At 72.7% G+C, this 13875-nt stretch carries 14 protein-coding genes and 1 pseudogene; 7 read left to right on the top strand and 8 right to left on the bottom strand.

Features of this window, described 5'->3' with window-relative positions:
- Positions 1-254: 254 nt before the first annotated feature.
- A pseudogene (locus ABZY91_RS24665) lies at positions 255-980 on the bottom strand (XRE family transcriptional regulator).
- A 229-nt stretch (positions 981-1209) separates the two neighbouring features.
- A complete protein-coding gene (locus ABZY91_RS24660; RefSeq protein WP_355405258.1) occupies positions 1210-1806 on the bottom strand; it encodes a hypothetical protein in 597 nt (198 codons plus the stop codon).
- A 388-nt stretch (positions 1807-2194) separates the two neighbouring features.
- On the opposite strand from ABZY91_RS24660, the gene ABZY91_RS24655 reads away from it, so the two are divergent.
- From ABZY91_RS24655 to ABZY91_RS24640, 4 genes are all read left to right on the top strand, one after another.
- Positions 2195-3409: a helix-turn-helix domain-containing protein gene (locus ABZY91_RS24655; RefSeq protein ID WP_329951126.1), complete on the top strand. Its 1215-nt coding sequence runs from the start codon at positions 2195-2197 to the stop codon at positions 3407-3409.
- A gap of 475 nt (positions 3410-3884) precedes the next feature.
- On the top strand, positions 3885-4121 hold the full coding sequence (locus ABZY91_RS24650) for a hypothetical protein (RefSeq protein WP_329881792.1): 237 nt from the start codon (positions 3885-3887) through the stop codon (positions 4119-4121).
- The gene (locus tag ABZY91_RS24645) at positions 4118-4273 is read left to right on the top strand and encodes a hypothetical protein (RefSeq protein WP_329881793.1); all 156 of its coding nucleotides are present in this window, start codon (positions 4118-4120) and stop codon (positions 4271-4273) included. Before ABZY91_RS24650 ends, ABZY91_RS24645 begins: the two co-directional genes overlap by 4 nt.
- A gap of 134 nt (positions 4274-4407) precedes the next feature.
- Positions 4408-4578, top strand: coding sequence for a hypothetical protein (locus ABZY91_RS24640; RefSeq protein ID WP_329951125.1), 171 nt, complete (start codon positions 4408-4410; stop codon positions 4576-4578).
- A 156-nt stretch (positions 4579-4734) separates the two neighbouring features.
- On the opposite strand, the gene ABZY91_RS24635 is transcribed toward ABZY91_RS24640, so the two are convergent.
- From ABZY91_RS24635 to ABZY91_RS24620, 4 genes are all read right to left on the bottom strand, one after another.
- Positions 4735-6021 carry an FAD-dependent oxidoreductase gene (locus ABZY91_RS24635; protein ID WP_355405257.1) on the bottom strand — a complete coding sequence of 429 codons (1287 nt, stop codon included), beginning with the start codon at positions 6019-6021 and terminating at the stop codon, positions 4735-4737.
- A gap of 189 nt (positions 6022-6210) precedes the next feature.
- Positions 6211-6642: a nuclear transport factor 2 family protein gene (locus ABZY91_RS24630; RefSeq protein WP_355405256.1), complete on the bottom strand. Its 432-nt coding sequence runs from the start codon at positions 6640-6642 to the stop codon at positions 6211-6213.
- Between the two features lie 6 nt (positions 6643-6648).
- On the bottom strand, positions 6649-7452 hold the full coding sequence (locus tag ABZY91_RS24625; RefSeq protein ID WP_355405255.1) for an MBL fold metallo-hydrolase: 804 nt from the start codon (positions 7450-7452) through the stop codon (positions 6649-6651).
- A gap of 175 nt (positions 7453-7627) precedes the next feature.
- Positions 7628-9052: an MFS transporter gene (locus ABZY91_RS24620; protein WP_355405254.1), complete on the bottom strand. Its 1425-nt coding sequence runs from the start codon at positions 9050-9052 to the stop codon at positions 7628-7630.
- Positions 9053-9152: 100 nt separating this feature from the next.
- Here ABZY91_RS24620 and ABZY91_RS24615 point away from each other — a divergent pair, with 100 nt between their 5' ends.
- A complete protein-coding gene (locus tag ABZY91_RS24615; protein ID WP_329951120.1) occupies positions 9153-10250 on the top strand; it encodes a DUF5937 family protein in 1098 nt (365 codons plus the stop codon).
- A 167-nt stretch (positions 10251-10417) separates the two neighbouring features.
- Positions 10418-11377: a PhzF family phenazine biosynthesis isomerase gene (locus ABZY91_RS24610; RefSeq protein WP_355405253.1), complete on the top strand. Its 960-nt coding sequence runs from the start codon at positions 10418-10420 to the stop codon at positions 11375-11377.
- Between the two features lie 115 nt (positions 11378-11492).
- Here the strand turns inward: ABZY91_RS24610 and ABZY91_RS24605 are convergent, their stop codons facing one another.
- Positions 11493-12053 (bottom strand): hypothetical protein, encoded by a 561-nt coding sequence (locus ABZY91_RS24605; protein ID WP_355405252.1) that lies wholly within the window; start codon positions 12051-12053, stop codon positions 11493-11495.
- Between the two features lie 132 nt (positions 12054-12185).
- On the opposite strand from ABZY91_RS24605, the gene ABZY91_RS24600 reads away from it, so the two are divergent.
- Entirely contained in the window at positions 12186-13415 is a 1230-nt protein-coding gene (locus ABZY91_RS24600; protein WP_355405251.1) for an aminoglycoside phosphotransferase family protein, read from the top strand.
- A gap of 90 nt (positions 13416-13505) precedes the next feature.
- Here ABZY91_RS24600 and ABZY91_RS24595 read toward each other — a convergent pair whose 3' ends face one another.
- Positions 13506-13790 (bottom strand): ferredoxin, encoded by a 285-nt coding sequence (locus ABZY91_RS24595; protein WP_355405250.1) that lies wholly within the window; start codon positions 13788-13790, stop codon positions 13506-13508.
- Between the last annotated feature and the right edge of the window lie 85 nt (positions 13791-13875).

Here is a 13875-nt window from a genome sequence, read left to right as displayed (position 1 = left end):
GGACCGGCGAATGCCCCACCTGCCACCGCGAGTTACCCACCAAACACCGACCAGGGCGCACCGGACCACGCCAGACCTAACGAAGTACTACTAGGGCCGCGCACGCGTCCAGTCGGTTCCTCTGATGCGGCACGATCGACGCATCCGATACGCGGCGTTCCACGGTCTTCGACGACGGCCGGCGCGGCCGGGTCCGTGCGACCTTCGCCGATACGGATGTCCCGGTGGCGCGGCACCGACTCCGTGCTCCTGGATCAGGCGGGGTCGGGCAGCGTCGGGACGACGCTGAACCGACGAATGGCGTCAACAGCGGTCGACCGATCCAGCAAAGTGAGTTCCCACGGGCCGGTGTTGACGTCGAACTCCTTCCCGAAGCCGATCCACTTGCCGGTCATGCGCCGCCCCGTGGGGTCCACGAGCAGTTGAATCGCGCCGTGGTAGCGGGCCCCCCGGGTAGTAGCCGTCGTCGGCAGTCTGCTCGGTCCAGGTGCCCGTGACCACGTTGCGGTCGACGGTCAGGTCGAGGTGAAGTGGCGAATCGGCGTTCGACGAGGCGCCCGGTAGCGACGACGCCGCAAGCCGGTTGCCCCGTTGGGTGAGCACCACGTGGTGCAGCCCCGAGTACGTGTTCTCACGGCTACTGCTGAAGTACTCGTAGTGACTGAGCCAGACCCCGCTGTAGTCGTCCCCCGTGGGGGCGGGCAACGGCTGAGGAGTTGGGAACGAGCGGTCGGAGGTCATGTCGTGTCCTCCAGTCCCGTCGTCCGTGACTCGCGGGGGTAGCTGAGCCGACGTGAAGCCAAGGCGGTCGGCAGACACGTTGGTCACGGCCTCCAGCGCTCGAAGGTACACGGGTCGAGGCGCGCGAACCTCTCCGGACTCCCAGCGTTGCACAAGCCGCTTGCTGGCGTCGTTGGGTTCGCCCAACTGCTCGCCGACGTCGCGCAGCTGGCGGGCAGGTTCGTCCTGACTGAGGTCATACCTCTGAATCTAAACTCCAAAGGGGGCTCTGGGAAACCTAAATGACGGACTGTCAAGGCAGTGGTAGTGACGCCGTCGAAACGGCCGTGCCGAACGCGCCACGATCAACCTTGTCCACCCCGTGACGTTATGGACTGTAAGGGGTGTCTCATGTCAGGGGTGGGAGAGGTGGTGCGGGAGGCCGGTGTCGGTGGCAGGCGAGCTGTGCCCCGGCTGCCGCACAGTGACCTAACACTGCGTGACGCGAATCCCCTTCGACCGCCATGGTTCCGGCGCTTCCTCAGCGTCGGCGAGTCGCTGGATCCATGCCAACTGGCTCTCGAAATAGTGCCAGTACGGCGTGGGACCGGTCGCAGTATCTCCCTTCCCGAAGACGAGAATCGGCCCGTCCGTGCCGCGCTTTCCGTGCCCGTAGATCATGACCCGCATCGTGTCATCGATCATTTCCATGGCAAATGAGCAAGGAAAGTTGAAAAGGTAGATCTTGAAGTCGCCGCCGCGCCGGGCAGCCTCGGTCAAGGGGGTTAGCACCTCGCGCATGTACCGTGCGGGATCCTCCATGGCTGCCTCCGCCGGCTCCAGTCGATACCGGTCCTTCCTGGAGGCGCAGAAAGGATCCATGATGAAGACCCTGATCGGCACCTCGTGCGACTTGGAGACAAAGAGGTTCAGAAGTTCTTCACTGCCATAGAAATTGCGCGTCAGACCGAACATCGTGATCCGCAACCGAGCCTCACGGATGCGCTGGATCAGATCGGCCTTCGAGTCGGCATTGGTGATCGGAAAGAGGTCATGGAGTCCAGCCGACTCCAGATGTCCCAACATGCGTCCACTGTAGTCCCGGCCGAAACCCAACCGGACCGACTATCTGGAGGCCAAGCGTTCGCCCGACTGTCGACCCGTGGACCCACCTCCTCCGAATTCCACGGAACGGACTGGCCAGGGTTGTCCGGGCGGGCGCGTCTCTGCTCCGCTCCCGGAGAGGATCACCCGCAGCGTCGGAGTGATCATCTCGGCTCGGCTGTCGAAGCTGCCGGGAACCCCCACGCCTCCGGTGTCCGACGCCCCTCCGCGCCCGGATCGCTCGCAGTCGCCCCGCAAGCAGTCTCACGAGTGCCATGGGCGGGGGGTGGTGCGGGAGGCCGGTGTTGAGGCTGAAGGTTGTGTTCGATCCATAGAGACTGGCGGACGCTCGGCGTTCTACGCTGAGCCCATGGCACTAGATCCCGCCCTGCCTGTCGGCCGGCGTATCCAGTACTACCGGGAGCGCGCCGGGAAGAGTCGAGTCGTGTTCGCGGCGCTGCTTGGCCGGTCGCCCTCTTGGCTGAAGCAAATCGAGATCGGCGTCCTGTTGCCGCCGCGCCTTCCTGTGCTGATGCGCATCGCCCAACACCTGGGGATCGATGATCTCTCGGCGCTTATTGGTGACGTCAGCATGCCCCGGTCACTGTACTCCGAGATAGAGCACCCCGCGCTGGCCTCGGTTCGCCGAGCCGTTGACAGCGCGCCGCTCGGTACCGCAGGCGGGCCGGCTCCGCAGCTGGAGCACATCGCGGTACAGCTTTCGGAGGCATGGCGGACGAGGATGACGCGGGGCGATCATCGCACGGCGCTGGCAGAACTTCTCCCTCCGCTCGTCTCGGCCGCCTCCGTGGCCGCATCCCATCCGGAGTGTGTCGATCGACGCCGCGCGGAGATCATGTACGCCTCCGCGCTGAACCTGACGCAGATGTACGCCGCATTCCAGGGGGATGGCAACCTCGTCTGGCGGGTGGCGGAGCGGGCCCTCGCCACGGCGCGCGCGTCCGGTTCTCCAGCGGCCATCAGCCAAGCGTGCTGGTTCCTCGTGGAAGCGTTCCGTAAGGCGGGACAGTGGGAGAGCGCACAGACCCTCACCGAGGACGCACTCAGGCTGTTGGACCCCGTGAGAACGGAAAGCCCTGCTCTCGCCTGCGCTTGGGCTGACATGGCTTATCACGCTGCCATCACCCACGCTGTTGCGGGGGAAGGTGGTGACGCCTGGAGGTGGATCGACCGTGCGTCCGCCGTCTCCGAGATGCTGCCGGTCGGTCACTGGAGCGCGCCGACATCAGGATCCCGGCAGGCTGCTGCGCTGCACTCGGTGACGGTGGCTGTGGAACTGCGGCAGAGCGGTACGGCCCTTCGGTGGGCACGACGGCTGCCCGACGCTGACGTAGTGGCGGTTCCGCGCCGGGGGAGGCACCTCATTGAGGTGGCCCGGGCACACGCGCTGAGGGGGGAGACGGACAAGGTTGCGGAGCGGTTGACCACCGCTGTGGCGGTTGCCCCGGAGACGGCGCGATGGAACGAGGAAACCCGCTCCATGGTGCGGACCTTGATCGACGGTGGCCCCGCCGATCACGCGGCCGGCCGGAGACTTGCCGATGCCATCGGGATGGCCGCCTGAGAACAGGGGGCAGATACTCTGCCCCTCCTCCCCGTAACGAGCCCGTAGCGTCGTGTGACGAAACGGGCTCTTTGCGTGAAGGGGCGAACGAAATGGCGGCGGCAAGACAGCGGAAGCAAGGGCAGCTTGACGACCCGAGGCGACCGTTCCCCGGACGATCGGGAGGGACGGTCAAGGTGCCCAGCGGTTGGCACCCCTTGGACGACTACCGGTCGGCGCCGCGAAGCGACTTCACCTCGACCGGCGAAGCCCTCCAGCGGGACGCGATCCTCGCGCACTGCGAGTGCGTCACCTGTGTCAGCCGGCGGTCGGTATGACGGCCCGCAGGCTGGAGCCCGTCGACCCGTGGACCCACCTCCTCCGAATCCCACGGAACGGGCTGGCGAGGGTCATCCAAGCGGGCGCGGAGGCGGAGAGCAGCACGCTGGCATCGTCGTCCGACGCTCCCCGCCCGGTTCGCGGCCGGTGGCGGTTCATGGACTGGGTACTGCGGATCGACGTGGAACCCGACCGGCCCCCGGTCCTGCACCGCTACCGGTGCGAAGGGGAGTCCGAGGACGGCCGGCCGTGCGCGGCGCAGAGCCCGGTCACGGAGTCGTTCGAGGTCGCACAGCAGTGGCCCGGGAAGCACTTGCGGGACCACCAGGATCACCGGAGCTACGCGCACGTCGTGACGACGCCGTGGGTCATGGTGCCGAAGGACGAGCTGTGATCACGGAGACCGGGCCCGAGGTCGTCAACTGCCTGGTGTGTGCCGCGTGGGCAGCGCTGGAGCAGGTTTCCGAGGAGGCCGAAGACCACTCCCGGGCTGTCGACGCCCGGATCCACGCCGCACGACACCGTGAGGCCGAGCACGGTGGATGACGACGGCATGGAGGACTACCGAGGCCCGTCACCGGGCCCGTTGGCGGTCGCCGTCTCGCTGGCCGGCATCGCGCTCTTCGCCGTGCTGCTTCTGACGGCGTTCAACCCCCGACTCGGATAGGAGACACCGGACCATGGCTCGCGATCCCGACCCGCCCTTGAGCGATCAGCACCGCCAGGCCGCCAAGGCCCACACGAACGACGCGCGGGAGAAGAGCGACAACGGCAAGGCCGCCGGGAAGTCGATCACTCACGCCAACAACGCCAACACCACGGCTGCCCGCCTGGGGCGCAAAGGGCGTTGAGCTCCCGTCCCGGCAGCCGGATCGTGGCAGAGCAGCCACCGGGACGGAAGGGTGGAGCAGAGCCCCCGGACAGCGGGCGCTGTCCGGGGGCTCCGTGCCGAACCGACGTGAGGATCACGGACGGTCGGCTGATCGAGCCGGAGTGCCGGACGTGTCTCAGACGTCGCCGAGCGGAACCTCCGGATCCGTCAGCCGGTCCACGTCCACCGTCCGCTGTGACCGGATCAGGTTGCGGATCGGATCGACGACATCCCAGATGTTCACGTTCATGCCCGCCAGCACCCGGCCGTCCTTCAGCCAGAAGGCGATGAACTCCTTCGCCTTCACGTCGCCCCGGAACACCACCTTGTCGTAGCCGCCCGGCTCCACGTAGCCGACGTACTCCATCCCCAGGTCGTACTGGTCCGAGAAGAAGTACGGCACCCGGTCGTAGGCGGCGTCCTCGCCGAGCATCACCCGGGCCGCCGTCTGCGGCTGGTTGACCGCGTTGGCCCAGTGCTCGACCCGGATGTGCCGGCCGAGCTGGGGGTGGAAGGCGTTGGCGACGTCACCGGCCGCGTAGACGTCCGGGTCCGACGTCCGGAGGTGCTCGTCGGTCTTGACGCCGTTCTCGATCTCCAGCCCGGCCGCCTCGGCGAGTCCGGTGTCCGGGGCGATGCCGATGCCGACCACGACGGCGTCCGCCGCCACCGACGAGCCGTCGGCCAGCCGGACACCCGTCACCTGCCCGTCCTCGCCGGTCAGTTCCGCGACCTTCGCGCCGAACCGCAGGTCCACCCCGTGGTCGCGGTGCAGGTCGGCGAAGACCTGGGCGACCTCGCGGCCCAGCACCCGGAGCAGCGGGAGTTCGGCCGCCTCCAGCACGGTCACCTCGGCGCCCGCCGCCCGGGCCGCCGCCGCCGTCTCCAGGCCGATCCAGCCGGCCCCGATCACCACGATCCGCCCGCCGGACCGGAACGCCGCCCGGATCCGGTCGCTGTCCTCGACCCGGCGCAGGTACAGCACACCGTCCTGGTCGGCGCCGGGCACCGGCAGCCGGCGCGGCACCGAACCGGTGGTCAGCAGCAGCTTGGCGTACTCCACCTGGCTGTGGTCGGCCAGCGTGACGGTGTGCGCCGCCAGGTCGATCGCGGTCACCGCCGTGCCCAGGCGCAGGGTCACGTCGTGCTCCGCGTACCACTGCGGGGGATGGACGTAGATCTTCTCCCGCGCGGACTTGCCGAGCAGGTAGCCCTTGGAGAGCGGCGGCCGCTCGTACGGGCGCTCGTGCTCGTCGCCGATCAGGACGATGCCGCCCCGGTAGCCGGCCTCGCGCAGTGCCTGGGCGGCCTTGGCGCCCCCGAGGGAGGCGCCGACGATGACGTACGGGTGCTCCGTCCCGCCGTCGCCCGTGCCGCCGGTGGTGCCCGTGCTGTCCGTGCTGTCCGTGCTGTCCGTGCTCATGGTGAACTCCTCGCTCTCCGGCCGGAATCACGGACAGCCTGCCGTCGCCCGGCGGGGCTGTCGAGACCGCACTCGGGCGCGCCGCGCGGGCTCCCCCGAACGGGTGACGAGGACCGGGCGGCGGCCCCACCGCGTACGGACGGTCCGGAACGGTGGGGACGGAGCGGGGTGGGGGGCGGAGTCAGGGCGTCACGGTGACATCGCGTCGCGGACCAGGGCGGTGTCGGTGAACTGCTCGAACCGGACGATCCGGCCGCCCCGCACCGTGAAGTGGTGCGCCACCCGGATCGCCAGCGACCGGCGGGTCATCCGGTGGACGGCCGTGTAGCGGGCCAGCACGACCACGTTCTCGCCGTCCACCACGTAGCGGTCGTCGTGCGCGGTCCAGCCCTCCCAGTCGGCGGCCAGCCGCTCCATCACCCCGCTGGTGACGCCCTTGGGCGTCCGGTACGTGCCGGCCAGGGGGAAGCCCGCCATCTCGGTCCACTCGACGTCTTCGGCGAGGGTGGCCCGCAGCGCGGCGAGATCGCCGCGCGCCGAGGCCAGGTACTGGCGGCGGACCACGTCGGCCGGCGCGTCGGACTCGGCGAACGCGGCGGTGGACCTCGGGATCTCGATCATCGCGTCTCAGCCCCAGGTCATCTCGCCCTTGGCGACCTTGGTCCCGAGGTCGACCGCCAAGGTCATGCCCAGCTCCGGGAACCTCCGCTCCAGCGCCTCCTTGGCGGACGCCGCGTCCGGCGCCCGGCCGACCTCCGTCTCGAAGGCCCGCAGGTAGTCCCGGGTGTGGTCGATCGGACCGGTGTCGGTGGGCGAGCCCGCCGTCCGGTGGCCGGCCGCCACGAACTCCGGTTCGAGCACCGCCATGTCGTCGAGCAGGCCGATCCAGGCCGCGCGCTGCTCCGGGGTCGGGGTGTCCGCCGTCCACACGTGCAGGCCCTGGAAGAGCAGGACCCCGCCCAGGACGGCGCGGTGGTGGTGCTGCCACAGGTAGTGCCGGTCGGGCAGGTGGAAGTCGGCGCCGCGCAGTTCGAACCGGTGTCCCTCGAAGACCAGCTCGTCGTTGTGCAGCACCTCGGGGCGGACCAGCCGGGTGGGCAGCTCGGGGCCCAGGTGCTCCCAGGCCGCGAGCTTGGTGTCGAAGGTCTCGTCGATGTGCTCGACGGTCAGGGCGGAGGCCAGGAACCGGGCCTCCGGGAAGACGTCCTGCACCTCCTGGGCGCCGAAGTAGAAGTCCGGGTCCCCGTGGCTGACGAACACCGTGGTGAGGCGCTTGCCGGTGGCCCTCACCCGCTCGGCCAGCCGGCGCCCGTCGGACCGGGTGAATCCCGCGTCCACCAGCAGGGCGTCATTCGGGCCGGTCACCAGCACGGAGGTCTTGTTCAGGGAGCTGTCGGGGCTGTCGATGATCTCGAAGTCGAGGGCGCTCATGCGGGGTGTCCTTCCTCGCGGCCGGGCGCGTCGTCCCGCGCGGAGTGCGTCCACGCGTCGCCGCCCAGCATCGGCGACCGCGCGCCCGCCCGCACCCCGGGGCGGGCCGGCGGGTGGACGGCCCGGCGGCTGAGGGGCGGGAGGCCGAACGGTCGAACGGCCGGGCGGTCGGGGGTCACCCGGTCGGGGCGAGGCGGGTGACGGCCGCGGCGGCGAGCAGGGTGGTGGCGGCGAGGACCCCCCAGAGGACGCCCGGGCCGACGGCCAGCAGGGCCGTCAGGGCCGCCGGAGCCAGCGCGCGGCCGACGCCCATCGACAGCTCCCAGCGGGCCAGCGCCCGGCCGAGCTGCTGCGGCGGTGCGGTGGCGGCGACCAGGGCCGTCCCGGAGCCGGAGTAGAGGATCTCGCCGAGGGTGAAGAGCACCGAGACGGCCGCCACGGTCGCGGCGCCTGCCGTGCCGCCGAGCGTTCCGGCCGCCCAGAACCCCAGGTACGAGAGCGCGAGGGCGGCGCCGCCGGCCGCCAGCACCGCGCGTCGGGACCGGTCGGCGAGGCGGAGCACCAGAGCCAGCTGGAGCGTGATCACCAGCACCGTGTTGCCCACGAACACCCCGGACGACCAGGCGGGGGAGGCGTGCAGGTGCAGCACCAGCAGGGCGGGCAGCGCCACCTCCAGCACGTCGAAGGAGAACGAGTAGGGAAGGTTGGCGAGGCTGAGCAGGGTGATCCGCCGAAGCTCGGGGCCCGTCGCGGCCGGGCCGGAGGGAGCGCCGCCGGCCTTCCCGGTGGCCACGGTGCCGCCGGTGCCCGGGGCGTCGGCCGCGCCGGGCGGCCGGCTCGTGTCGACCCGCAGGGAGTGGACCAGGACCGCCGCGACCAGGCAGGCGGCGGCGGTCACCCCGGCGAGCAGCCGGATCGTGCCCGAGCCGCCGGCCACCGCCAGGGTGGCGAGCAGCGCGCCCGCGCCCAGACCGGCGTTGCGCAGCGTCCGGCCGGCCGCCAGCGCGGCGTCCCGGGTGCGGCCCTCGGTGAGCGTCGAGACCACGGCGGCGTGGGTGGTCGGCCAGGACTGGCTGCCGACGCCGAGCAGCACGGCGGCCGCGGTGAAGCCGGCCACCCCGTCGGACAGCAGCAGCGTCAGCGCGCCGGCCGCCCGGACCAGCAGGGTGGCCGCCGCCGGGAGGCTGCGGGCGCCCCGGTCGATCCAGCGGCCGGTGAGCGGGAGGACCAGCAGGCCGACGACCATGCCGACCGACATGGCCAGGCCGGCCGTCCCGGCGTCCAGGGCCAGCACGCCGATGCCGTAGAGCAGGAGGAACGGCCGGAGCAGGCCGGTGCCGAGGGCGTCGACGACGAGGGCGGCGGCGTAGCGGCGACCGCCGGCGGCGGTGAGCAGGGAGATCAGGGCGGCCGGGCCCGCGGGGCCTTTCGGGCCCGGCCGACCGGCCGGAGGCTCCGCCGGAGTGGCCGCCGGATCCGGAGCCGGAGCCGTATCCGGAACGGGAACGGTGCGGGGGGCGGGAACGGTGCGGGGGTCGGGGACGTCGGTCGGGACGGTCGGCGCGGGCTGCTGCCGGGCCGGGCTCTGGAACGGGGTCATGGCCGGTACCGTCCGCCCGGACCCCGCGCGCGGGCACGTCGATTGACGAGTACCGTCAATCGACGCGGGTCCGCCGGCGGGCGGGTGGCAGGATCAGGGCGTGAGCCTGACCATCGACATCACCTCCCTGCCCGACGAGCGCCTGATCTTCACCCCCTCGCCGCTGGCCGAGATGAGCGCGATGCTGCACGTCCTCGGCGAGCCGGCGCACCATCCCGAGCGGCACGGGTGGGCGGCGAGCACCACGGCGTCCATCCCGCCCGCACTCGCCGAGCGGCTCGCCGAGGCGGACTTCCTCTGGCGCTCCTCGCGCGCCGACTTCCTCGTCCCCGGAATCCCCGGCGCCACCCTCGCCGACGAACTGGACGCCGTCGACCGGATCGACGACGAGCAGTACGTCCGGGCCGCGCTGGTGCTGACCTGCGGGGCCTCCCGCCTCGCCCACCGGATCACCTCGCCGCTCACCGACCCGGTGGCGCAGGAGCGGGCCCGCGAACTCGCGCTGGCGCGCGGCCCCCGGCAGGCCGACTTCGCGGACCGGCTGCTCACCGACCCGACGGCGGTCCGCGCCCTGGTCCGGCGGATGCTGGAGGACTGCGCGGAGGCGTTCTTCGCCGACGCCTGGCGGCGGGTGCTGCCCGACCTCGCGGCCGACGCCCGGCGGAAGACCGACCTGCTGGTGCGGCGCGGCGCCGCCGAGGCGCTGGCGGCGGTCTCCTCCTCGGTGGCGCTGGAGGACGCCGGCGGGGGACGGCGCCGGATCGTCGTCGACAAGTTGCAGGACAACGCCACCAACGGGGCCGGCGCCGGCGGCGTCACCTTCATCCCGACGGCGTTCGGCCGGCCGCACCTGGTGGTGGTGCACACGGCCGGGTGGCGGCCGGTGGTGCAGTACCCCCTGGCCGAGGACGGGGTGCCCGAGCCCGTCTCGCTGGCCGTCGTCCAGCAGCGGCTGGAGGCGCTCGCCCACCCCGTCCGGCTGCGGCTGGCCCGGACCATCGCGCGCGGGCCGCACACCACCGGCGAGCTGGCGGCGGCCTGGCAGCTCAGCGCGCCCGAGGTCTCCCGGCACCTGGCGGTGCTCCGCAAGGCCGGGCTGCTGGTCACCCACCGGCGCGGGCGGTACATGCTCTACCGGCTCGACCTGGCGGGCAGCGCCCGGCTCGGGACCGACCTGCTGGAGGCGGTGCTGCGCTGACGGCGGGCCGTGGCGACGGTGCGGCGTCATGACGGCGCCGCGTTGACGGTACGGCGTTGACGGTGCGGCGTGCGGAACACCGGGGCCGGCGGGCCGCGTGAGGGGTCGGCCGCCGGACGGGCACGGCGATCGGGAACAGCGGCGTGACCTGCCACGTTCGAGCGGACATGACCAGTGACGCCGTGTCGGCGACCCCCCTGACTCCCGAGACCTCCGCATCCGCCGGGGGCGCCGGGCCCGAGATCCTCCGCTACGCCGCGTTCGCCACCGACCCGGGCGGCGGCAACCCGGCGGGCGTGGTGCTGGACGCCTCCGGGCTCTCCGCCGAGCGGATGCTCGCCCTCGCCGCCGAGGTCGGCTACTCGGAGACGGCCTTCCTGGTCCCCGCCGGGGCGGGCGGGGCCGAGGACGGGTCCGAGGCCGAGGCCGAGGTCGAGGCCGGGGCCGGGGGGCGTTACACCGTGCGGTACTTCAGCCCGCTGACGGAGGTGCCCTTCTGCGGCCACGCCACCGTCGCCTCCGCCGTCGCCCTCGCCGAGCAGGTCGGTCCCGGGCGGTACGTCTTCGTCACCGCGGCGGGCGAGGTCCCGGTCGAGGTCGACAAGGGCGCGGACGGCACGCTGCGCGCCACCCTCACCAGCGTCGAGCCGTACGTCGAGGAGGTGGGCGGGGCGGACGTCGCCGAGGCGCTCGCGCTGCTCGGCTGGGCGCCCGGGGACCTGGACGCCGCGCTGCCGCCCCGGATCGCCTACGCGGGCGCCCGGCACCTGGTGCTGGCCGCCGCCACCCGCGACCGGCTGGCCCGACTGGCCTACGACTTCGACGGCCTGGCCGCCTTCATGACCGCGCGTGACCTGGTCACCGTCCAACTGGTCTGGCGCGCCGGCCCCGAGGTCTTCCACGTCCGGGACCCGTTCCCGGTCGGCGGTGTGGTCGAGGACCCGGCGACGGGCGCGGCGGCCGCGGCCTTCGGCGCCTACCTGCGCGAACTCGGCGCCGTCGCGGACCCGGTGGTCCTCACCCTGCACCAGGGCGAGGACCTGGGCCGCCCGGGCGTGCTGCGGGTGGAGCTGCGCGAGGAGGACACCCGCGTGCGGGTGTCCGGCGCGGCGGTGGCGATCCGGTAGGCGGTGCGGCGGCCGGCCCGGCCGGTGGCGGTCCCCGTTCGCCCTCCGCGGGGGACGAACGGGGACCGAGCAGGGGCGAACGGGGACAAGGGGGGTGCGAGCGCGCGGTGGGGTGTTACACCGTGGGCGGGCACACCAGCGTGCTGGTGACGGCGGGGGTGGGGACCTCCGCGCCGTCGTGGGACAGCGTGCCCAGTGCGTACTCGTAGTGGAAGTAGTGCGGGGCGAAGTCGACGACCGGGTGGACGGTGCAGTCGGAGGTCGCGGGGTACCGGAAGGACAGCGTGATGGTCCGGCTGGTCCCCGGATCGATCGGCACCTGGGGCGAGGTCAGGTTGAGGATCACCCGGCTGCTCTGGTAGTCGCACAGGCTCACGTCGCCGGTACATCCGACGAACTCCGCGCGCGCACCGGTTGCGGGCTGCGGGCCGACCTCGACCATCGGCAGCCACAGGTAGAGGAACTGCACGGCAGTGGTCTGCGGATTGGTGAACGTCACGGTCAGGTTGGCGACCTGGCCGGGTGTCACCGTGGCGTGGTCCACACTCAGGGCGAAGTGCGGCGCCAGGACGGCGGGCGCGGCGGTGGCCTGCCCACCGAAGCCCATCAGGCTGAGGAACAGGACGAGTGCGGCGACGAGCCCCGTGCGCTTCGTCGCCGAAGTGGTTGTCTGCATGGCTGGGTAGCGTAGGCAGCCGCGCCCGCCGCGTCTGCCCCGCACCCGGAGAACCGGCCATGATCCGCACCGGCCCCGGGCGGGGCGGTAAATCGCTCGCGCGGATGGGATGAGCCGGGGGAACATGCCCGGATGCGAGCGAACGGTCGGACGGTCAGCGTCCACCTCACCCACGGGGACGACTACCTGGGCCCGGTGGGCTCCTTCGAGCTGGCGGAGGCGTGGTGGTCGTCGGCCGGGCCGGTGGCCGAACGCGTCGCGGCGGAGGTCGGGGTGCCCGTGGTGGTGGTCCGGCTCACCGGGGTGACGGGCGGTGAGGGGGGCGGCGGCGGACACACCGTCTACCACGTGGAGACGTGGGAGCGCCCGGCCGCGGCGGCGCCGCGGCCTGCGGAGCCCGACGTCGCCGCACTCCTCGGACCCGCCGAGCGGCGGGCGGGCTGGGCCACGCCGTCCGGGCTGCGCGAGGCGCTCGCCTGGGCGGAACGGGAGCTGGCCGCGGCCGGCCGCCCGGCCACCGGTCGGGCCGAGCAGGTCCGGACGTGGAACCTGTCGGGGCTGTTCCGCTTCCCGACCGCCGCCGGACCGGCCTGGCTGAAGGTGATCAACCCGGCGTTCAACGCCCGCGAGGCGGACGTGATCGCGCTGTTCGGGGCCGTGGACCCGGCGCTGGTGCCGTCGGTGATCGCCGCCGACCCCGGCGCCGGCCGGCTGCTCCTGGACGAGGTCGCCGGAGAGGACTGCTGGGGCCCCTCGGAGGCGGAGGTGGCCGGCGCCGTGTCGCGGCTGGTCACCGCCCAGGCGGTGCTCGCGGCCGACGGCCGGGCCGCCGCGGCCGGTCTGCGCGACCGGACCCCGCGCGCGCTCGCCGCCGGGGTCGACGGCCTGCTGGACCGGTTGGAGGCCGAGTCGGACCTGACGGCCGACGAGCTCGCCGCCGCCCGGGTGCTCGCCGCCCGGCTGCCCGCCCTGGTCGAGGAGCTGGCCGCCTGCGGGCTGCCGGAGACCCTCGTCCACGGTGACTTCCACCCCGGCAACTGGCGCTCCGACGGCGGGGATCCGGTGGTCATCGACTACGCGGACTCCTGCCTCGGCCACCCGGCCATGGACGGGATGCGGCCGCGCGCGTTCGTGAGCGGGGAGGGGTGGGCGCAGGTGGTCCGGGAGTGGGCGGGCGCGTGGCGGGCGCAGCTCCCCGGCTGCGAGCCGGAGCGGGCCCTCGACCTGGTCGGCCCGCTCTACCACCTCGCGTACGCGCTCCGGTACCAGGAGTTCCTGGACCACATCGAGGTGAGCGAGCGTCCGTACCACGAGGGCGACCCGGCCTCGGAGGTCCGGCAGGCACTGCGGGCGGCGGGCTGACGCCCGACGGGTGCGCGGTGCCCGCCGTGCGGCCGTCGGAGCTCCGGGCCGGGGGCTCCGACGGCCGTGGGCGTTCAGGTCGGCCCGGGATCAGCCGGTCGGGCTGATCGGGCGGCCGTCGTGGGCTGCGTACAGGGCGAGTGCCTCCACCGGACAGAAGTCGACCGCGTCGGCCAGCTCCGGTGTCAGGTGTTCTCCGGCGAGACCCTCGGGGAGGTGGCCGGAGAACTCCCCGGAGAACTCCGCGGCGAGGTCGCCGTCGGCGTCCGCGAACGGGCCGTTCAACGGCCGGGCGAGCCCGTCGGCGCCGAGGGTCAGGGAGCCGGGTGCGGTGTTCGCGCACATGGCCGAGCCGATGCACCGGTCCCGGTTCACCCGGACGACCACCACCGGCTCGGCCGCGTGCGTGGCGACCTGGGCGGCAGTGGCAGTGGCAGTGGTGGCAGTGGTGGCAGAAGTG

The sequence above is a fragment of the Kitasatospora sp. NPDC002965 genome (genome assembly GCF_040611255.1).
Taxonomy (GTDB): domain Bacteria; phylum Actinomycetota; class Actinomycetes; order Streptomycetales; family Streptomycetaceae; genus Kitasatospora.
The sequence above is the reverse complement of the archived record's forward strand: the minus strand, read 5'-3'. Positions and strand labels throughout refer to the sequence as shown.